This is a genomic window from Sphingomonas sp. UYEF23 (assembly GCF_040546165.1).
Classification (GTDB): Bacteria; Pseudomonadota; Alphaproteobacteria; order Sphingomonadales; family Sphingomonadaceae; genus Sphingomonas; species Sphingomonas glacialis.
Map to the genome: position 1 here is coordinate 416,843 of NZ_JBEPNG010000001.1, position 19,992 is coordinate 436,834.

General features: G+C 67.0%; 23 protein-coding genes. 16 read left to right on the forward strand and 7 right to left on the reverse strand.

Annotation, left to right across the window (positions count from 1 at the left end):
• Positions 1-27 precede the first annotated feature (27 nt).
• From ABIB28_RS01950 to ABIB28_RS01965, 4 genes are all read right to left on the reverse strand, one after another.
• Positions 28-711, reverse strand: a complete 684-nt coding sequence (locus tag ABIB28_RS01950; RefSeq protein WP_354285970.1) for a DUF4230 domain-containing protein — start codon at positions 709-711, stop codon at positions 28-30.
• On the reverse strand, positions 708-1,577 hold the full coding sequence (locus tag ABIB28_RS01955) for an MBL fold metallo-hydrolase (protein ID WP_354285972.1): 870 nt from the start codon (positions 1,575-1,577) through the stop codon (positions 708-710). The genes ABIB28_RS01950 and ABIB28_RS01955 overlap by 4 nt, the downstream gene beginning before the upstream one ends.
• 80 nt (positions 1,578-1,657) lie before the next feature.
• Positions 1,658-3,382, reverse strand: a complete 1,725-nt coding sequence (locus ABIB28_RS01960; RefSeq protein WP_354285974.1) for a M56 family metallopeptidase — start codon at positions 3,380-3,382, stop codon at positions 1,658-1,660.
• A complete protein-coding gene (locus tag ABIB28_RS01965; protein ID WP_133188676.1) occupies positions 3,379-3,747 on the reverse strand; it encodes a BlaI/MecI/CopY family transcriptional regulator in 369 nt (122 codons plus the stop codon). The genes ABIB28_RS01960 and ABIB28_RS01965 overlap by 4 nt, the downstream gene beginning before the upstream one ends.
• Before the next feature lie 116 nt (positions 3,748-3,863).
• Between ABIB28_RS01965 and ABIB28_RS01970 the strand changes: the two genes are divergently transcribed.
• From ABIB28_RS01970 to ABIB28_RS02020, 11 genes are all read left to right on the forward strand, one after another.
• A complete protein-coding gene (locus ABIB28_RS01970) occupies positions 3,864-4,778 on the forward strand; it encodes an SMP-30/gluconolactonase/LRE family protein (protein WP_354285976.1) in 915 nt (304 codons plus the stop codon).
• Between the two features lie 65 nt (positions 4,779-4,843).
• The gene (locus ABIB28_RS01975; RefSeq protein WP_354285978.1) at positions 4,844-5,545 is read left to right on the forward strand and encodes a CoA transferase subunit A; all 702 of its coding nucleotides are present in this window, start codon (positions 4,844-4,846) and stop codon (positions 5,543-5,545) included.
• 209 nt (positions 5,546-5,754) lie between these two features.
• Positions 5,755-6,612, forward strand: a complete 858-nt coding sequence (locus ABIB28_RS01980) for an HAD family acid phosphatase (RefSeq protein WP_354285980.1) — start codon at positions 5,755-5,757, stop codon at positions 6,610-6,612.
• A 1-nt stretch (position 6,613) separates the two neighbouring features.
• A complete protein-coding gene (locus tag ABIB28_RS01985; RefSeq protein WP_133188684.1) occupies positions 6,614-7,249 on the forward strand; it encodes a 3-oxoacid CoA-transferase subunit B in 636 nt (211 codons plus the stop codon).
• Positions 7,250-7,253: 4 nt separating this feature from the next.
• Positions 7,254-7,937 (forward strand): glutathione S-transferase family protein, encoded by a 684-nt coding sequence (locus tag ABIB28_RS01990; protein WP_354285982.1) that lies wholly within the window; start codon positions 7,254-7,256, stop codon positions 7,935-7,937.
• Positions 7,934-8,821 (forward strand): alpha/beta hydrolase, encoded by an 888-nt coding sequence (locus tag ABIB28_RS01995; RefSeq protein ID WP_354285984.1) that lies wholly within the window; start codon positions 7,934-7,936, stop codon positions 8,819-8,821. The genes ABIB28_RS01990 and ABIB28_RS01995 overlap by 4 nt, the downstream gene beginning before the upstream one ends.
• Before the next feature lie 233 nt (positions 8,822-9,054).
• Positions 9,055-9,456, forward strand: coding sequence for a DUF8788 domain-containing protein (locus ABIB28_RS02000; protein ID WP_133188688.1), 402 nt, complete (start codon positions 9,055-9,057; stop codon positions 9,454-9,456).
• A gap of 57 nt (positions 9,457-9,513) precedes the next feature.
• Positions 9,514-9,990, forward strand: a complete 477-nt coding sequence (locus tag ABIB28_RS02005; protein WP_206365657.1) for an AidA/PixA family protein — start codon at positions 9,514-9,516, stop codon at positions 9,988-9,990.
• A gap of 114 nt (positions 9,991-10,104) precedes the next feature.
• On the forward strand, positions 10,105-11,541 hold the full coding sequence (leuC, locus tag ABIB28_RS02010; protein WP_354285986.1) for a 3-isopropylmalate dehydratase large subunit: 1,437 nt from the start codon (positions 10,105-10,107) through the stop codon (positions 11,539-11,541).
• Positions 11,542-11,668: 127 nt separating this feature from the next.
• On the forward strand, positions 11,669-12,298 hold the full coding sequence (leuD, locus tag ABIB28_RS02015; RefSeq protein ID WP_354285988.1) for a 3-isopropylmalate dehydratase small subunit: 630 nt from the start codon (positions 11,669-11,671) through the stop codon (positions 12,296-12,298).
• Positions 12,261-13,262, forward strand: a complete 1,002-nt coding sequence (locus tag ABIB28_RS02020) for an NADPH:quinone oxidoreductase family protein (RefSeq protein ID WP_354285990.1) — start codon at positions 12,261-12,263, stop codon at positions 13,260-13,262. Before leuD ends, ABIB28_RS02020 begins: the two co-directional genes overlap by 38 nt.
• Positions 13,263-13,472: 210 nt before the next feature.
• On the opposite strand, the gene ABIB28_RS02025 is transcribed toward ABIB28_RS02020, so the two are convergent.
• Positions 13,473-14,885, reverse strand: a complete 1,413-nt coding sequence (locus ABIB28_RS02025) for an Nramp family divalent metal transporter (protein ID WP_354285991.1) — start codon at positions 14,883-14,885, stop codon at positions 13,473-13,475.
• 200 nt (positions 14,886-15,085) lie between these two features.
• Between ABIB28_RS02025 and ABIB28_RS02030 the strand changes: the two genes are divergently transcribed.
• The 4 genes from ABIB28_RS02030 (at position 15,086) to ABIB28_RS02045 (ending at position 18,041) form a co-directional block, all read left to right on the forward strand.
• Positions 15,086-15,409 (forward strand): DUF1476 domain-containing protein, encoded by a 324-nt coding sequence (locus ABIB28_RS02030; RefSeq protein ID WP_133188700.1) that lies wholly within the window; start codon positions 15,086-15,088, stop codon positions 15,407-15,409.
• On the forward strand, positions 15,409-15,648 hold the full coding sequence (locus ABIB28_RS02035) for a BolA/IbaG family iron-sulfur metabolism protein (protein ID WP_133188702.1): 240 nt from the start codon (positions 15,409-15,411) through the stop codon (positions 15,646-15,648). The genes ABIB28_RS02030 and ABIB28_RS02035 overlap by 1 nt, the downstream gene beginning before the upstream one ends.
• Before the next feature lie 4 nt (positions 15,649-15,652).
• Positions 15,653-15,988, forward strand: coding sequence for a Grx4 family monothiol glutaredoxin (gene grxD, locus ABIB28_RS02040; RefSeq protein ID WP_133188704.1), 336 nt, complete (start codon positions 15,653-15,655; stop codon positions 15,986-15,988).
• A 379-nt stretch (positions 15,989-16,367) separates the two neighbouring features.
• Entirely contained in the window at positions 16,368-18,041 is a 1,674-nt protein-coding gene (locus ABIB28_RS02045; protein ID WP_354285994.1) for a thiamine pyrophosphate-binding protein, read from the forward strand.
• Positions 18,042-18,084: 43 nt separating this feature from the next.
• On the opposite strand, the gene ABIB28_RS02050 is transcribed toward ABIB28_RS02045, so the two are convergent.
• A complete protein-coding gene (locus ABIB28_RS02050) occupies positions 18,085-18,255 on the reverse strand; it encodes a CsbD family protein (protein ID WP_133188708.1) in 171 nt (56 codons plus the stop codon).
• 116 nt (positions 18,256-18,371) lie between these two features.
• Positions 18,372-19,379 (reverse strand): sulfur carrier protein ThiS, encoded by a 1,008-nt coding sequence (gene thiS, locus ABIB28_RS02055; protein ID WP_354285996.1) that lies wholly within the window; start codon positions 19,377-19,379, stop codon positions 18,372-18,374.
• A gap of 156 nt (positions 19,380-19,535) precedes the next feature.
• On the opposite strand from thiS, the gene aroQ reads away from it, so the two are divergent.
• Positions 19,536-19,970: a type II 3-dehydroquinate dehydratase gene (gene aroQ / locus ABIB28_RS02060; protein WP_133188712.1), complete on the forward strand. Its 435-nt coding sequence runs from the start codon at positions 19,536-19,538 to the stop codon at positions 19,968-19,970.
• Positions 19,971-19,992 lie beyond the last annotated feature (22 nt).

Genomic DNA, 19,992 nt, shown 5'->3' on the forward strand with positions numbered 1-19,992 from the left:
GTATCGGGCCTAAGGCACTAACGTCCATCAGGAGCGGTTGGCGAGAACCTCGGCGATCGACTTGGTCGTATCCCACACTTCGCTGCCGTCCTTGGCTTCGTCGGCGAAGCGCACCTTGACGCTCGCATCGAGCCCCGCGGCGCGCAGCGGCAGCGCGAAGCTGCGCTCGACCGCACGGCGCGTGGCGTCGCGCGCGAGCCGGATCGGCACCGCGCCGCTCGCCTGGCGCACCAGCTCGCGCTGCCCGGCGGCACGGTTGGCCTTTTCGAGCCGCGCGTCGGCATCGGTAATCGTCGACAGGATGCCGCCCTCGCCATATTCGCGGATCTGCGTCAGGTCGATCTGCGGCGCCGACGCCTCGACCGGCGGGAGCACGACGCCGAGCGTCCGCGTCTTGGCATCCCACGTCACGTCGCGCTTGCTGAGCCCCCCCATGTCGACATGATATTCGACGAGCCCGGGCATGATCAGCGTCTTCTTCGCCTGCAACCCGAATTGCGATTGCGTCGAGGTCGACACCGCGACGAAGCGCGCGGCGAAGGCCGAAAGCCGGTTCTGTTCGCGTAAGCCCTCGAGCGAGCCGCTCGCGATCGTCACCGGATCGGGGCCGGCGAGCTTGTGCTCGATCAGCGCGCCGATGCCCCACACCAGCCCGAGGATGAACAGCGCGATCAGCGCGAGCGCCGCGGCGAACTTGCCGATGAAGGTCATGACGTCAGGCTCCAGATCCCGCCCTGCTCGGCGACGCGGTCGCGGTCGCGCAAGTCGATCAGATGCGCGAGCACCGATCGCTCGGCGGCGGGGAACAGCCGCGGGTCGATCCCGACATACATGCGCGCCACCATCTCGCCGATCGCGGCGGGCGCGTCGCGCAAGCTGCGCAGGATCTGCCCCTCGCGTTGCTTGCGGTGCCCCAACATCCCGCGAACGAGGCGCTGCGGGTTCTCGATCGGGTCGCCGTGCGCGGGATAATAGCGACGCTCGGTGCGCGGGAGCAGCTTCTCAAGACTCGCCATATACGCGGTCATGTTGCCGTCGGGGGGCGAGACGATGCTGGTCGACCAGCCCATCACATGATCGCCGCTGAACACCGCCCCCGCGCCGTCCTGCGCCTCGGGCAGGACATAGGCGAGATGGTTCGACGTATGCCCCGGCGTCGCGAGCGCGGTCAGCGTCCACCCCTCCCCGCATACGCTGTCCCCCTCCGCGAGCACGCGGTCGGGCGCATAGCCGCGGTCGAACGCCGCATCGGCGCGGATCCCTGCGTCATCAAGCGCGAGCGGCGCACAGCCGACGATCGGCGCGCCGATCGCGGCGGCGAGCGGGCGCGAGCCCGGGCTGTGGTCGCGGTGCGTATGGGTGATGACGATCGCGCCGACCGGCCGCCCGGCGATCGCACGGACGATCGCGTCGATATGCGCTGGGTCGTCGGGTCCCGGGTCGATCACCGCGAGATCGGTCGTCCCGACCAGATGCACTTGCGTGCCGGTGTGCGTGAAAGGCGACGGATTGGGCGCGAGCAGGCGGGCGACAAGAGGCTCGAGCTGCTCGGGCACGCCGGGGGTTTGCTCGCTCATGGCATCGAAATGGCGGGTCGCGCCGGCGAAGGCAAGGGCGCGACCCGTCGGAGCTTATGCCCGGCCATTCCCGCCAGGCCTTATCGGGCGTGCGCGAGATCCGCTTCGAGTTCGGCGATCGCGGTATCGATTCCGGCGAGCGCTTCCTTACGCTGCGCGGCAGTCATTGCCGCTGACGCCATGACGTGCGCGCGCGAGCGGTTAAGCCCGTCGAGCGCATGGCTGTACGCGTTGCGCTCCATGTCCTTGCTGTTCGCAGCCATCGCAGCGCCCTTGGCGGCCGCGGCAGCAATCCGATCGGTGCAGATGATGATGCGCTGCCGGATCGCGCTGCGCTCCTTGATCACCATCGTTGCGTCCTTGCCGCGCGGACCGCAATTCCGCGAGGAGACTTGCGGCATCGGCGGGATGGGCGGCATCGATCCGATCGCAGGCCTCGCAAGCATCGCAGGGATCGGCGGCATCGCCCCGATCTCCCCGACCAGCGTCGCGCTGCCATCACGGTTGAGCTTTACGTAGCGGCCATAGCGGACGACCCGTTTGCCGTCCTTCGTCACCGTGACCATCGTCGTCGTCATGCCCGGGCCGGACTTGCCAGTCGCGGGCATCGGCGGTGCAGGCGGCGCGGGCGGAACGGCATCGGCGACGTCCGACGGCGAGAGTGGCGGCTCGGGCGCGGGCGGCAGGCCCGGGCCGGGCATGTCCGAGGCCTCGACGTGTTCGCGCATCCGCGGTGCCGGACGTGGCGCGGCCGGGACAGGCGGGGCCGCAGGGACGGCGGCGGCCGGCGGCGGGGCGGCCACCGCTTGGTCGAGGCTCGCAAGATCGACCCCGGTCGCTGCCTCGACGGTGCTGCGCACCTTGGCGGCGGCGGCGGTGCCCGAGGCGGTGAGGCCAAGCCCACCCGCGGCGAGCAACGTCAGCATCCCGGCGCCCGCCAGCAGCCGGGTGCGCGACGTCCTGGTCGTTGTTAACATCTTCAACCTTCCTTTCAGATCGTCGATCGTGTGCAGATGGCAGGTCGCCGACACCGTGCCGCCGAGGAAGCTCGGATGCGCCGCCTTGAGGATCGCACACGCATAGGTGTGGCGGCGCATCGGGTTCATGCCGGCGAGCACGCGTGCATCGTTGGCGATTTCCTGGTCGGCGCGGAACGCGCGGAACGCGCGCCAGGCGATCGGATTGAACCAGTGCAGCCCGAGCACGACCAAGGCGACCCAATTGGCGATCAGATCGCCGCGCGCATGATGGCCAAGCTCGTGCGCGAGCGCGAGATCGCGCTCCTCGGCTTCGAAGCGCTCGGCGAAATCGTGCGGGAAGGCGACGTAGCGGCGCCACACCCCGAAGGCGAGCGGACCGCTCGCGGCGCCGGTTTCGATCACGTACACGCCGCCATGCTCTTCGCTGCTCGCGGCCTGGTCGAGCATCCGCCGGCAGAAGCGGTGATGCGCCAGCGCATGCCACGCGACGAACGCCCCCGCCCCCGCGATCCACAGCGCGGCGAGCAAGGGAACGAGCCATTCCTGCGCCGGCGCCGACGCCGCGGTCGCGGCTGCGACGGGCTCGGCGAACAGCACGCTCATCTGCTCGGTCGCGTGCAGCACCGGCGCGACCGCCGCGTCATGCCACGCGCTCGGCAGCGGCGGCAGCGCCAGCCGCAGCACCGGGAGCAGCCACAGCGCATAGGCGACATCGGCGCCGAACGCCTTGCGCACCGGGCGCCGCAACAGCAACACCGCGACCATCAATACGCTCGATCCGATCAGCGCTTCGATCAGCCAGCTTGGCGAGATCCAGTCGGTCATGCCTTGAGCTCCTTGAGCAGTGCCTCGATCTCGGCGATATCCTGTGCGGTGAGCGCATCGCGGTCGGCGAGGTGCGCGACGAGCGGGCTCAGTCTGCCACCGAACAGCCGATCCATCAACTTGCGCGATTCGCCCGCGACATAGTCTTCCCGCTTCACGAGCGGACGATACAGATAGCGCCGCCCGTCCTGTTCATGCGCGATGATGCTCTTGGCGAGCAGACGCCCGAGCAAGGTCTTGACGGTGTTGGCACTCCACTCGCGCGTGTCGGGAATGCGCTCGGCCACGTCTTGTGCGGTGAGCGGACTCTCGTCCCACAACACTTCCATCACTGCATGTTCGGCATCGCTGATGCGTTCGGCCACGAGTCGCTCTCCGTAATGACTACGGATGTAATCGTATCGATTACGTCTGTAGTCAAGTGCCTGCTTGCTCGTCCCGGCAGGAGGGATAGGCTGCCCCAAAAAACAGGAGCGGAGCGATGACTTTCACCACCCTGGCGACCGGCCTGCGCTTTCCCGAGGGCCCCGTGGCGATGCCCGACGGCAGCGTCATCCTCGTCGAGATCGAAGCCGGCCGCATCACGCGCGTCCATCCCGACGGCACCAAGACCACCGTGGCCCAACCCGGCGGCGGCCCCAATGGCCTGGCGCTGGGGCCCGACGGCAAGCTCTATTGCTGCAACAATGGCGGCTTCCACTATGTCGAAACCCCGAGCGGGCTGCTCGTCCCGCACGGCCAGCCCGATGATTATTCGGGCGGGCGGATCGAGCGGATCGACATCGAGACTGGCGAGGTCGAGGTGCTCTACAAGGACGGCGACTTCCACTGCAGCCTGCGCGGCCCCAACGACATCGTGTTCGATGATGCCGGCGGCTTCTGGTTCACCGATCACGGCAAGACGCGCGAGCGGGAGCGTGACGTCACGGGCATCTTCTATTCGCACGCCGACGGGCGCCATCTCGCCGAGGTGATATTCCCGAGCGAGAATCCCAACGGCATCGGCCTCTCGCCCGACGGCAAGCGGCTCTACGCCGCCGAGACCTATACCTGCCGGCTGATGGCGTTCGACATCACCGCGCCGGGCGAGGTCGATCTGACCGCCGGCCTCGGCGGCCCCGGTATCCCGCTCTATCGCCCTGCAGGCTACAAATTCTTCGATTCGCTCGGCGTCGAGGAATGTGGCAACATCTGCGTCGCGACGATCGGCGAGAGCGGAATTTCGGTCATCTCGCCTGCGGGCGAACTGGTCGATTTCGTTGCCACGCCCGATCCGTTCACCACCAACATCTGCTGGGGCGGACCCGACATGCGCACCGCCTACATCACGCTGTCGGGCACTGGGCAGCTCGTGACCATGGAATGGCCACGGCCGGGGTTGCGCCTGGCATATTGATCCCTCCTTATTGATCGATGCCGCGGCCCCGCCTATCGCGCTCCAAAACAAGGAGTCGATGCATCATGAAGAAACTCTATCCCGATGCGGCAGCAGCGCTCGACGGGTTGCTCCATGATGGCATGACGATCTGCGCCGGCGGGTTCGGGCTGTGCGGGATCCCCGATCGGCTGATTGACGCGATCCGCGATGCCGGCACCAAGGACCTGACGATCGCCAGCAACAATGCCGGGATCGACGGCGAAGGCCTCGGCAAGCTGCTCCGCACGCGCCAGGTCAAGAAAATGATCTCGTCGTACGTCGGCGAGAATAAGGAATTCGAGCGGCAGTATCTCTCGGGCGAACTCGAGGTCGAATTCTGCCCGCAGGGCACGCTCGCCGAGCGTTGCCGCGCGGGTGGTGCTGGCATCCCCGGCTTCTACACCAAGACCGGCGTCGGCACGCTCGTCGCCGAGGGCAAGGAAGTAAAGACGTTCGACGGGGAAGAGTTCATCCTCGAACGCGGCATCCGCGCCGATCTGTCGATCATCAAGGGCTGGAAAGCCGACGAGAGCGGCAACCTCATCTTCCGCAAGACCGCGCGCAACTTCAATGCGCCGATGGCGACCGCGGGCAAGATCTGCGTCGCCGAGGTCGAGGAGATCGTCCCGGTCGGGTCGTTGGATCCCGACTGCATCCATCTGCCGGGAATCTATGTGAAGCGGATGATCATCGGCAGCCCATACGACAAGCGCATCGAATTCCGCACCGTCCGCGAGGCGGCGTGAATCACGCGTCTTCCGCTCTTCTTCTTGCTCCCCTCCCGCTCGCGGGAGGGGCTGGGGGAGGGCCTGAACCACAGACCGCGCTCGACAGGCACGCCCCTCCCCTAACCCAGTTTCAGGTGAACGATGCCCCGCATCGTTCAGGTCGGTCCGGGGGACCGACCGACCTGAAACTCGCAAGCGGGAGGGGGATAGCGGCAGCGCTCGCGTTGATGCTGTCCGCGTGTACGACCGTGCCACAGGCACCCGTCGCGCCTGTATCAGCCGCCCCCACCATCCCCCCCGGCATGCAATTCCTCTACGGCTCGGGCGAAGCCGCCGCGCTCGACCACCAAGCCTACAACGTCCTGGTCGACGCCGTCCGCCGCCGCATCGCGAGCGAGAAGGCCGATCCCAAGGCGATGACCGACCGCACCTCGGCGGTCCTCCAGCCCGGCGCCACGCTCGACCAGCCTGCTACCATCCCCTGCGGCGACCGCCCCCGCGCGGTCGTGTTCGACGTCGACGAGACGCTGCTGCTCAACCTCGGCTTCGAATATGACGACGCGCGGCACCCCGGGCGCCCCTACGACGCAGCGCTGTGGCAGCAATGGGAGCAAGCCGGCGTCGACCGCGTCGAGGCCGTCCCCGGCGCGATCGGCGCGGTCAACGAACTCCGCGCGATGGGCGTGACGGTCGTCTTCAACACCAATCGCTCAACCGCGACCGCCAGCTTCACCGAACAAGCGATCGCACATGCCGGCCTCGGCACCGCCAAACATGGCGAGACGCTGTGGCTCAAGGGCGACCTGAACAGCGGCTCGGGCAAAGACACGCGCCGCCAGGCGATCGCCGCGCGCTATTGCGTCGTTGCGATGGGCGGCGACCAGCTCGGCGACTTCTCCGACCTGTTCGCCGGCACCCCGCAGCAGCGGCGCGCGGTGGCCTCGTCGCCTCCTATCCACGGCATGTGGGGCCGCTTCTGGTTCGTCCTGCCCAACCCCGTTTACGGCACCGCGTTGAAAGGGGGGGCCGACGACGTCTTCCCCGCCGACAAGCGCTGGACGCCCCCTGCATCTGGAGAGAAATAGAATGGCCTGGACTCGTGACGAAATGGCAGCCCGCGCCGCGCGCGAATTGCAGGACGGCTTCTATGTGAACCTCGGCATCGGCATCCCGACGCTCGTCGCCAACCATATCCCCGCGGGCGTCACCGTCACGCTCCAGTCGGAGAACGGCATGCTCGGCATCGGCCCCTTCCCGCTCGCAGGCGAGGAAGACGCCGACCTGATCAACGCCGGCAAGCAGACGATCAGCGAGCTGCCGCAATCGGCCTATTTCGGCTCGGACCAGAGCTTCGCGATGATCCGCGGCGGGCATATCGACTTGACCGTGCTCGGCGCGATGGAAGTCGCCGAGAATGGCGACATCGCCAACTGGATGATCCCGGGCAAGATGATCAAGGGCATGGGCGGCGCGATGGATCTCGTCGCCGGCGTCAAGAAGATCATCGTCGTGATGGAGCACAGCTCGAAGAACGGCGACCCCAAGTTCATCCCGGCCTGCACGCTGCCGCTGACCGGCAAGAACGTCGTCGACATGGTCATCACCGATCTCGCGGTGTTCCAGCGGCCCGACCATCAGTCGCCGTTCAAGCTGATCGAGATGGCGCCGGGCGTGACCGCCGACGAGATCGCCGCCAAGACCACCGCGCAGTACGCGGTGTAAGGCGATGGGCTACACGCTGATCACCGCGAACCGGAATTATTCGAGCTGGTCGCTGCGGCCGTGGCTGTTGCTGCGCGCGCTCGAGATTCCGTTCGAGGATCGGCTCGAACCCTTCACGCAAGCCGTCAATTACGACGCCTTCCGGGCGTTCTCGCCGACCGGGCAGGTCCCCGTTCTGCTCGACGGCGACCGCACCGTTTGGGATTCGCTCGGCATCGTCCTCTATCTCGCCGAGCGGCACCCCGGCGTCTGGCCGGACGACGCAGCCGCGCGCGGCTGGGCGCAGTGTGCCACCACCGAAATGCACGGCGGCTTCGGCGCGGTGCGCAACGCATATACGATGAACGTCGGCGTCCGGGTCAGCCCCCCCGCCCCGACCCCGGCGCTCGCCCGCGAGATCGCCAGGCTCGCCGAACTCTGGGCCGAGGGGCTCGATCGCTTCGGCGGGCCGTGGCTTGCCGGCCCGACGTTCAGCGCGGTCGACGCCTTTTTCGCGCCGGTCGCCTTCCGCGTGCGCACCTATGGCCTCGATGTCGGCGCGGCGGGCGCTGCGTGGGTCGCGCGCATCCTTGAGCATCCGGCAATGCGCGAATGGGAAAGCGCCGCGCTCACCGAAAGCTGGCGCGAGGCGGCGCATGAGGCCGAGCTCGCCGCAGCGGGTACGATCACCGCAGATCATCGCGCATGATCCGCTGGGCACTGGCGGGAATCGTGCTGCTCCTCGTCGTCGCCGGAGGAGCGCTTTACGCGCTCGTCTCGCCGCCCGGCCAGCTCAGCTTGCTCGACGCGGCGATGGGCGGCGGCTCGGGCACCGAACGCGCCGGCACCGCGATCCCCTTCGGGAGCGAGGGCCAGACGCTCGACGTGTGGCGCCCCGCCGGCCCGGTGACCAAGCGCCCGGTGCTGATCTTCTGGTACGGCGGCGGCTGGGTCGCGGGCACACGCCAGGGCTACGCCTTCGCCGCGCGCGCCTTTGCGCGAAACGGCTTCGTCGTAGTGGTGCCCGATTACCGCAAGGTCCCGCAGATCCGCTTCCCCGCGATGCTCCAGGACGGCGCGCAGGCGGTCAAATGGACGCGCGACCACATCGCAGCGTTTGGCGGCGACCCGACCCGCATCGGCGTCGCCGGCCATTCGGCGGGCGCCTATACCGTCGCGATGCTGACGCTCGACTCGCGCTGGCTCGCCGCCGAGCAAGTCGACCCCAGGATCATCAAGGCCGCGGTCGGCCTGTCGGGCCCGTACGATTTCTACCCGTTCGACAAGAAGCGCTCGATCGACGCGATGCAGGGCGCGAAGGACCCGCTGATGACGCAGCCGATCCACTTCGCGCGCGGTGACGCCGCGCCGATGCTGCTCGTCACCTCGACCGAGGACACCGAGGTGCGCCCACGCAACGCGATCCATCTGACGGCTGCGCTGAAGGCACAGGGCGGCGCAGTCGAGTTCCGCAACTATCCCGGCATCAACCACGAGAATGTCGCGATGGCGCTGTCGGTGCCGTTCCGCGGCAAGGCGCCGGTGCTCGCCGACAGCGTCGCCTTCCTGAACCGGACGATGCCCGCGCGCTGAGCCGCGCACGTGCGCAACTGGCCTTTGCGAACAATCGCATCCGTTGTGCAGCGGAAATATCCAGGACCGCCCGCCGTCGCCCGCGCGCGTGCGCGTGGTTCGGGTCGTTTCGGAGCCAACACTGCCTGCGCGCGCCTTTTGCGTCGGCTAAGCCCTGCGCGACAGCGATCGGACCCGATTTCCCCGACGCTGCCGCGCACCGCGTTCCCCATCACGCAGCGAAGGAGAGTGGAGTGGCAAGCTCAGCAACCGTGTTTATCCAGATCTGGGTCGATATCAACGCGATCCAGAATGGCTCTACCAGGGGCGTCTATGCCGTCGACAACCGCGTCGGCGCGGGCAGCACCAACGAAGGCACGCCCAACCTGCTGACGCAGGTGACCAATGGCTCGACGATCCAATGGAACGTCTACAACATCGATGCGACCAGCACGGTCGTCCCGACGCTCACCGCGATCGGCAACGCCAACATCTGGGGCGCGGGCGGCCAGCCGCAAGCCGACGGCACCGGCGCCTTTGTCGGCCAGGTCCAGGCGACCGGTCAGGATGCTTACCAAGTCACGATCAACGCCCAGAAGCAGCCGGGCAGCGCGGGCATCACGATCAATTTCGACCCGTCGATGGCGGTGAAATAGGCGCGCGACGCGCGCCCGATCCGATCTTCTCGAAATCGCAAAGGAATCGTCACAATGATGAGCGCATCCAACCTCGTGCTGGTGCAGACGGCGGTGCTGCAGCCCCAGGCTTTCGTTACCATCGCGGTCGACACCGCCTATGTCGCCTCGCAGCAGGGCCAGAACATCAGCCACGGCGTCTATATGATGGACAATCAGGTCTCGAACGGCAGCACCAACGAAGGCCAGATGGAGCTGTCGACCGTCGTCCCGGTCGGCTCGCTGATCGGCTTCAACACCGTGCCGATCAATCCGGGCAGCGGCGATACCGTGATCATCACCGGTTTCACCGTGTCGCAGGGGTCGGTGTTCGGCTCGCAAGGCTATCCACAGCAGCAACCGCCGATCGGTACCGAACCGGTCGGCGCCTATTGGATCGGTCAGGCGATGAATGTCGGCCACCAGACCTATCAGATCCAGATCAAGGTGACGGTCGGCCAGCTCCGCCCGATCTCCTATTACGTCAATTGGGACCCCTTTATCACTGCAAAGTGAGGGAGCGGGGCTGCGCGTACCGACGGGTACGCGCAGTCGCCGTCTTGCGCGCGGCGCAACTTCCGGCATCCAAAGCTTTGCCTCGGCGCATCTTTCGGCTAGGGCGAGCGCCTTATGGCGAACCACCCCCGCACCTTGTACGAAAAAATCTGGGCCGACCACGTCGTCGAACAGCGCGACGACGGCACCTGCCTGATCTATATCGACCGTCACCTCGTCCACGAAGTGACCAGCCCGCAGGCTTTCTCCGGCCTCCGCGCGAACGGCCGCACCGTCCGCCGCCCCGACCTTACGCTCGCGGTTCCCGACCATAACTTGCCGACCACTGCGCGCCGCGACGCCGGGGGGCGTCCGCTGCCGATCGCCGATCCCGAAAGCGCGGCGCAGCTCGACGCGCTGACGCGCAACACTGCCGATTTCGGCATCGATTATATCGACGCGCTCGCGCCGGCGCAGGGCATCGTCCATGTCGTTGGCCCCGAGCAGGGCTTCACCCTCCCCGGTACGACGCTCGTCTGCGGCGACAGCCACACCTCGGCGCACGGCGCACTCGGCACGCTGGCGTTCGGCATCGGCACGAGCGAGGTCGAGCATGTCCTCGCGACGCAGACGCTGCTGCTCGGCCAGTCGATGACGATGGAAGTCCGCGTCGACGGCACGCTCGGCTTCGGCGTGTCCGCCAAGGACGTTGCGCTGGCGATCATCGGCAAGCTCGGTGCCGCCGGCGGGACGGGCTATGTCCTCGAATATACCGGCTCGACGATCCGCGAGATGTCGATCGAGGGCCGCCTGACGATCGCCAACATGTCGATCGAGGCCGGCGCGCGCGCGGGCCTCGTCGCGCCCGACGAGACGACCTTCGCCTATCTCAAGGGCCGCCCGATGGCACCCAAGGGTACCGATTGGGACGAGGCGCTCGCCTATTGGCGCACGCTGCCGAGCGACCCCGGCGCGGTTTACGACGCGGTCGTCACGATCGACGCGGCCGAGATCGCCCCGCTGCTGACCTGGGGCACCTCGCCCGAGGACGTCGTGCCGATCACCGGCGTCGTCCCCGATCCCGACAGCTTCGCCGATCCCGCGAAGCGCGACGCCGCGCGCAAGTCGCTCGCCTATATGGGCCTCGCTGCGGGCACCGCGATGCAGGACGTCGGCGTCGATTACGTCTTCATCGGCAGCTGCACCAACAGCCGCATCGAGGACCTCCGCGCTGCCGCGAAGGTCGCCGACGGGCGTCACGTCGCCGATGGCGTCACCGCGCTCGTCGTGCCCGGTTCGGGGCTGGTCAAGGCGCAGGCAGAGTCAGAGGGGCTCGACCGCATCTTCCTCGCCGCCGGGTTCGAATGGCGCGAGCCGGGGTGCTCGATGTGCCTGGCGATGAACCCCGACAAAGTGCCGCCGGGGCAACGCTGCGCTTCCACTTCGAACCGCAATTTCGTAGGACGGCAAGGACCGGGTGCGCGCACGCATCTGGTTTCACCCGCGATGGCGGCTGCGGCCGCCGTCACGGGAAGACTGAGCGATGTTCGTAACCTGGTTACGAGTTCTTGAGGGGCATTGTATGAAGCGCGTTCTGGTTCTGCTCGTGATGGGCACCATTCTCAGCGGGATGGCCGCCTATGTCGCCACCGCCAAGACCAATGCGGCGACCACGCCGACATCAACCGGACGCTAACGCATGCAGCCAGTGACGCAGGTTTCGGGCAAGGCCTATCCCTGGGGCCAGAAGAACGTCGATACCGACGTCATCATCCCCGCGCACTGGCTCAAGACGATCACCCGCGAGGGGCTCGGCAAGGGCGCGTTCGAAACGGTGCGCGCGGTCCCCGGCAACATCTTCGACGATCCGCGCTATGCCGGATCGCCGATGCTGATAGCGGGCGACAATTTCGGCTGCGGGTCGAGCCGCGAGCATGCCGCCTGGGCGCTTGCCGACATGGGCATCCGCGCCGTCCTCGCGCCGAGCTTTTCCGACATCTTTTCGGGCAACGCCTTCAAGAACGGGATCGTCGCGGTCGTGCTGCCGCAGGACGCGATCGACCGCTTGATCGAGGTCGCGCAAGACCAGACGATCACCGTCGATCTCGAGACGATGACCGTCACCACCCCGTATCAGGATCGCTTCGACTTCGAACTCGACGCGTTTCGTCGCCAGTGCCTGATGGAAGGGCTGGACGAGATCGGTCTGACGCTGGCAAGAGATACCCAGATTTCGAAATACGAAGCCGGGGTAAAAGAACACCGGCCGTGGATGAGCGGAGACCGGGCACATGCGAGCACTTCTGTCGAAAGCGGCGGGCGGACCTGAAACTCTAGGTCTCGACGAACTGCCCGATCCGGTGGCGGGCGCGGGGCAGGTCGTGGTCGCGGTCAAGGCGTGCGCGATCAACTATCCCGACGTCCTGATCATCGAGGACAAATATCAATTTAAGCCGCAACGCCCGTTCGCGCCGGGCGGCGAGATCGCCGGCGTGATCGAGAGCATCGGCGAAGGCGTGACCGGCTGGACTGTCGGCGACCGCGTGATCGGCATGACCGGGCACGGTGGGCTGGTCGAGAAGGTCGCGGTGCCGGCCGGATCGCTCTACCCGCTCCCGCCCGAGCGCGATTTCGCCGAGGGTGCGGCGCTGCTGCTCACCTATGCCACCACGATCCACGCGCTGCTCGACCGCGGGCATATCGCCGAAGGCCAGAGCCTGCTTGTGCTCGGCGCGGCGGGTGGCGTCGGCTTGGCGGCGATCGAGCTCGGCAAGGCGTTCGGCGCGCGCGTCGTCGCGGCAGTGTCGTCCGAGGAAAAGGCGCAGGCCGCGCGCGATGCGGGTGCCGACGAGACGCTGATCTACGCCCGCGCACCGTTCGACAAGGACCAGTCCAAGGCGCTGGCCGAACAGTTTAAGGCGCTCGGCGGAAAGGCCGGCTACGACGTGATCTACGATCCGGTCGGCGGCGACTATGCCGAGCCCGCGCTGCGCTCGATCGCATGGGAGGGGCGCTATCTCGTCGTCGGCTTCCCCGCCGGCATCCCCAAGCTCCCGCTCAACCTGACGCTGCTCAAGAGCTGCGACGTCTGCGGCGTCTTCTGGGGCGCCTTCGCCGCACGCGATCCCAAGGCCAACGCCGCGCACATCGCGCGGCTCTTCCAGCTGTGGCAGGACGGCAAGATCGCCCCGCGCGTCACCGAGACCTTCGCATTCGAAGATGGCGGCAAGGCGATCGCCAAGATGGCGGCGCGGGCCGCGATCGGGAAGCTGGTGGTGAAGGTAGCGGACTGACGCCCCCATTCGTCACCCCGGACCTATTGCGGGCGACGGAAAGGGTATCGCTAAGAGTTTTCTTCTTTCTCTCCGCGTCTCCGCGTGAACAAGAAATTTGGTTCTCGCGGAGACGCGGAGACGCGGAGAAGAAGATGGTTCTCGACTTAGCGTGAACCCACGTCTCTTCACGCGAAAGCGTGAAGACGCGACGCCGCGCTTACCGTCCCGCTAAGCGCGCTCCGCCGAACGGCTCTCCGACAGCCACACAGACCCCGCAAACACCACCACCACCGCCGCCATTACCCCAACCCACACCGGCCCGATCGTCTGCCACAGCAGATAAACGTTGAGCACCGCGATCACGCTGCAAATCGCGTACCCAACCACCTTCACCCATAGCGGATTGGCATAGTCCCCCATCCGCGCGCGGCTGCTCGTCATCATCATCAGCGGGAAGATCGCGAACGGCAGCTGCATCGACAGCACGACTTGCGACACCACGAGCAGCGCGACGGTATCCTTGCCGCCGGTCGCCGAGATCACCACCAGCGCCGGCACGATCGCGATCCCGCGCGTCACCAGCCGGCGGATCCACGGCGCGATGCGAATCCGCAGGAACCCCTCCATCACGATCTGCCCGGCAAGCGTCCCCGTGATCGTGCTCGACTGCCCCGAGGCCAGCAGCGCCAGCGCAAACGCCGTCGCCGCCACGCCGCCCAAAGCCGGGCGCAGCAACTCGAACGCCTGGCGCAGATCATCCACCACGATCCCCGAGCGCCAGAACACCGCCGCCGCCAGCACCAAAATCGCGGCATTGACGAAGAACGCCGCCCCCAGCGCGAGCACGGTATCGAGCGTGTTGAACCACAAGGCCGCCTTGACGTCGCGCGGCGTGCGCCCGAACGCGCGCGTCTGGACGATCGAGCTGTGCAGATAGAGGTTATGCGGCATGACGGTCGCGCCGAGGATGCCGAGCGCCACCAGCAACGCCGCGGTATTCGGAATCGCCGGCGTCACCGCCCCCAAGGCCACCGCGCTCCAGTCGGGTTTGGCGAGAAAGATCGTGTAGACGAAGCACAAGGCGATCGTCGCGATCAGCGCCATCACCACCGCCTCGATCTTGCGGAAGCCGAGGTTGATGAGCAGCAGCAACAGCAGCACGTCGAGCCCGGTGACGAGCACGCCCCACACCAGCGGCAGCCCGAGCAGCAAGTTGAGCGCCACCGCCGATCCGACCACCTCGGCCAGATCGCAGGCGATGATCGCGATCTCGCACAGCAGCCACAGCGCGACCGCGACGGGCCGCGGATAATAATCGCGACACGACTGCGCGAGGTCGCGCCCCGTCACGATCCCGAGCCGAGCGCAGAGGATCTGCAGGAAGATCGCCATCAGGTTCGAGGCGAGGATGACCCACAGCAGACTGTAGCCGAACTGGCTCCCGCCAGCGAGATCGGTCCCCCAATTGCCCGGGTCCATATAGCCGACCGAGACCAGGAACCCCGGCCCGGCAAAGCCCAGCCATTGCCGCCACCCCGAACGCCGCGCATCGCCCGTCGCCCATACCTTGAGCGTGCGGTGCGCCTCGGGCAACGACGGCGCCAGGTCTGGCGGAGAGGATCGGTCGGGCAATGTGGCCATTGATGGTCGAAATCCCGGCTTTGGACAGTGAAGCGATCGATTGCGTGTAAACCGATGCGGGCTGTCCCGGCTACGGCCAAGCAAGCGATTCAGATGCGACAAAGTTGCTTTCGATGCGAAGCCGCGCGGCGGGCGTTGCGCATGCCCTGCAGCACGCTTATCTCGAAGGCGCTATTTCGACAGGCCCAAGGGGACCGACCATGACCACTTTCGACGATCGCGAGCGCGCTTTCGAAACCAAATATGCCCGCGACGAAGAAGTTGCCTTCCGGATCGTGGCGCGCCGAAACCGTCTGCTCGGGCAATGGGCCGCGACGCAGATGGAGCTGACCAAGGAAGAATCGGACGCCTATGCCACCGCCGTGGTGCAGGCCGATTTCGAGGAAGCCGGCGACGAGGACGTTATCCGCAAGCTCGTCAGCGACTTGACCGCCGCAGGCGTCGAGATCGACGAGCCGGCGATTCGCCGCGCGATCGAGGAAAAGACCGTCGAGGCACGCCGCCAGTTGATGGGGTCGCAATAATGCCGATGGCCGCCGATGAGATCGTCTCGCTGATCGTCGCGGGCATCCCCGACGCGCAGGTCGAGATGACCGATCTTGCGGGCGACAACAACCATTGGGCCGCCCGCGTCGTGTCGGAAAGTTTCCGCGGGCTGCCCCGCCTCAAGCAACAGCGCGCCGTCTACGCCGCGCTCGGTGACAAGATGGGGGGCGTGCTCCACGCGCTCCAGCTGACCACCGCCGTACCAGTCCAGGAGTAAACCTATGAGCACCGATCCAGACCAGATCCGCATCGCCGAACTCGTCCAGAAGGACGACGTCGTCCTGTTCATGAAGGGCAGCCCGCTCTTCCCGCAGTGCGGCTTTTCGAGCCGGGCGGTCGCGATCCTCAACCATCTCGGCGCCGAGTTCGGCAGCGTCGACGTGCTGCAGGACCAGGGCGTCCGCCAGGGGATCAAGCAATTCTCCGACTGGCCGACGATCCCGCAGCTCTATGTGAAGGGCGAATTCGTCGGCGGTTCGGACATCATGATGGAGATGTACGAGAGCGGCGAGCTCGCCGCATTGCTCGAAGAACAGGGCGTTTCGACCGAGAAGTGAGGATGCCGGGTCGGGCGGGCCGCGCTCTGTAGCGCTGGCCCGCCCTGCTGAAGCGATTACCGCTCGGCGTACACAGAGTATTGCACCGCGCGTGCCAGTTTTCAGAAATCCCGGTTTCTCGCGGTTTCAACTAGTTAACGCCGATAGCCGCAAGGTTGCAGCTGTAAGCTTTTTCGACAGAAAGCCGTCCGCTCGCTGCACATCGTTCCCCGGCGAAGGCCGGGGCCTAGTCGCGGCGTCGCCGATCGGGAGCGCGACGGTCCCCCTCACCGCCATCACAACTGGGCCCCGGCCTCCGCCGGGGGAACGCGACGTTTCCCACGCCACTTGCGGCCCTCGAGACCTACCCAAGCCGCCGCGGCCCCGCTACAAAATGGCGATGACCACCTCCCCCACCCCCCGCACCGGCGGGCGCATCCTTGTCGATCAACTCGTCGCGCAAGGCTGCGACCGGATCTTCACCGTCCCCGGCGAGAGCTTCCTCGCGGTGCTCGACGCGCTCCACGACACGCCGCAGATCGATCTGGTGGTGTGCCGGCAGGAAGGCGGCGTCGGCTTCATGGCGTGCGCCGATGGTGCGCTCACCGGGCGGCCCGGCGTCGCCTTCGTCACGCGCGGGCCGGGCGCTACCAACGCGTCGATTGGCGTCCATGTCGCGATGCAGGATTCGCAGCCGATGGTGCTGTTCATCGGCGATGTCGATCGCGGCACCAAGGATCGCGAGGCGTTCCAGGAAATCGACTTTCCCGCGATGTTCGGGCCGATCGCCAAATGGGCGGCGAAGATCGACGACGCGCGGCGCATCCCCGAATATGTCGCGCGCGCGTGGAACGTCGCGATGTCGGGGCGGCCGGGGCCGGTCGTGCTCGCGCTGCCCGAGGACATGCTGCTCGACGACGTCGCAGCGCTCGATCGCCCGCGCGTCGAGCGCGTCGTCCAGGCGTGCGATCCGGTCCAGATGTGTGACCTTGCCGCCCTGCTCGGCGCGGCCGAGCGTCCGCTCGCGATCATCGGTGGCGCGGGCTGGACGCCAGCCGCCGCGCGCGATTTCGCCGCCTGGGCGGAGCGATCGGGCGTCCCCGTCGCTTCGGCCTTCCGCCGCCAGGATGCGATCGCGAACGAATCGCCCGTATGGGCGGGCAATCTCGGGTACGGCCCCAATCCCGCGCTCGTCGCGCGGATTCGCGAAGCCGACCTGTTGATCGTCGCCGGGCCCCGGCTCGGCGAGGCGACCACCGATGGCTATACGCTGATCACGCCCGACCATCCCGGCCAGCGGATCGTCCATATCCATCCCGATCCGAACGAACTCGGCCAGACCTACCGCGCCGATCTGGCGATCTGTGCCGACATGACGACCTTCGCCGACGCGCTGCTTGCGATCGACATGCCGATGCTCGACTCAGGCGCCGACGCGCACGCTGCGTATCTCGCTTGGTCCAACCCCGCCCCGCGCGCAGGCGTTACACTCGACCTCGGCCCCTGCGTCGCGGCGATGCGCGAGCACCTGCCTGCGGACAGCATCATCTGCAACGGCGCTGGCAATTACAGCGGCTGGTGGCATCGCTACTGGCGCTATGCCGGCCCCGGCACGCAGCTCGCGCCGACCGCGGGCGCGATGGGCTACGGCGTCCCCGCCGCGACCGCCGCTGCGCTCCGCCATCCCGACCGCACCGTGGTTGCGCTCGCCGGCGATGGCTGTTTCCTGATGAACGGTCAGGAACTCGCCACCGCAGTCGCGCATGGCGCCGACATGCTCGTGCTGGTGATCGACAATAGCGGCTACGGCACGATCCGCATGCACCAGGAGCGCGAATATCCCGGCCGCGTCACCGGCACGCGATTGCACAATCCCGATTTCGCCGCGCTCGGCCGCGCCTATGGCTGCTGGGCCGAGACGGTCGAGACCACCGCGCAGTTCGCCCCGGCGCTCGCCCGCGCGATGGCCGAAACCGGCGTGCGCCTGCTCCATCTCAAGACCGACATCGAGGCGATCACCGCCGGAACGACGCTGACCGCGATGGCGGCGAACACCAAAAAGGCCGCTCCGTAATCGGAGCGGCCTTTCGGTACGCGTTACGCAAATGATCCGAAGATCAGATATCGTCGCCGAGCGCGCCCTTGACGGTGCCGGCAGCCTGCTGGGCCTTGCCCTTGGCTTCCTGCGCGGCGCCTTCGGCCTTCGTCTCGGGGTTATCGCTGTGCTGCTTCACCTTGCCAATGGCTTCATTGACGTTGCCTTTGACCTTGTCGACGAATTCGCCCATGATACTATCCTTTCGGTGTTCGATGTCGCGGGTCGACATCGGCTAGTCCCGAAGTATAAACGGATTAGTCTCGCGCTGGTTCCATAACTTATGTTTCATACTATGGCTGATTCCGCTCAGATGAGACCGGCGAGCGGGCTCGACGGATCGGCATACATCCGCCGCCCCATCCGCCCGGCACGATAAGCGAGCCGCCCCGCCTCGACCCCGGCTTTCATCGCCGCCGCCATCATCACCGGATCCTTCGCTTCGGCGATCGCGGTGTTCATCAGCACGCCGTCGCAGCCAAGCTCCATCGCCTGCGCCGCCTCGGACGCGGTGCCGACCCCGGCATCGACGAGCACCGGCACCTTCGCGCCCTCGACGATCAGCCGGATCGTGACGCGGTTCTGGATCCCCAAGCCCGAACCGATCGGCGCCCCCAAGGGCATGATCGCGACCGCACCGACATCCTCGAGCCGCTTCGCCGCGATCGGATCGTCGACGCAATAGACCATCGGCAGGAAGCCTTCCTTGGCGAGGATCTCGGTCGCGCGCAGCGTCTCGACCATGTCGGGATAGAGCGTGCGTGCTTCCCCCAGCACTTCGAGCTTTACCAGGTCCCACCCGCCCGCCTCGCGCGCGAGCCGCAGCGTGCGGATCGCCGATTCGGCATCGAAGCAGCCCGCGGTATTGGGCAGATAGGTGACTTTCTTGGGGTCGATGAAGTCGGTCAGCATCGGTGCGTTGCGGTCCGACACGTTGACGCGGCGCACCGCGACGGTGACGATCTGGGCGCCCGACGCCTCGAGCGCGGCGGCGTTCTGCGCGAAATCCTTGTATTTGCCCGTGCCGACGATGAGGCGCGAGCGGAAGGTACGCCCCGCAACGCTCCAGGTGTCGGCATCGACTGCGGCGGCATGATCCCCCCCGCCGACGAAATGCACGATCTCGAGCTCGTCGCCATCCTCGACCAGCACCTCGCCAAGCGTCGAGCGCGGCACGACCTCGAGGTTGCGTTCGATCGCGACCTTCTCGGGCAGCAGCCCCAAATCCTGCGCCAGCTCGGCGAGGCTCAGCCCGCTGCGCACGCGGCGATGCTCGCCATTGACCTGGATGCTGACGGTTCCATCGGTATGCGGCACGTTCGTTCCCCGTTCGGGCTGAGCTTAGCGAAACCCTGTCCGTCCCGGCCGGGACGAACAGCCCTTCGACAAGCTTGGGGCGAACGGGCTATGGGTCTGCTCAACTAGGCCGAGGCCTGGCAGCATTCAACCGCCCGCAACCGGAAGTCCCGCGCGATGCCCGAAACGATCTTCGTCCTCAACGGTCCCAACCTCAACCTGCTCGGCACGCGCGAGCCCGAGATCTACGGCCACGAAACGCTCGACGATATTGCCGGCCAGCTCGAGGACCGCTCGCGCGAGCTCGGCCTGTCGATCGACCTGCGCCAGTCGAACCACGAGGGGCATCTGATCGACTGGCTGCACGAGGCACAGGCGCTCCCCGCCAAGGCGGTGCTGCTCAACGCCGGCGCCTATACGCACACCTCGATCGCGCTTTACGATGCGATCAAGGCGATCCGCACGCCGGTGATCGAGGTCCATCTCTCGAACCCGCACGCGCGCGAAGCCTTTCGCCACATCAGCCGTATCTCCCCCGTAGCGCACGGGACGATCTGCGGTTTCGGCGCATTTTCCTATATGCTGGCGCTTGAAGCCGCCGCGCGTCTCTGACAGGACGCGCCGTAACAAGGGA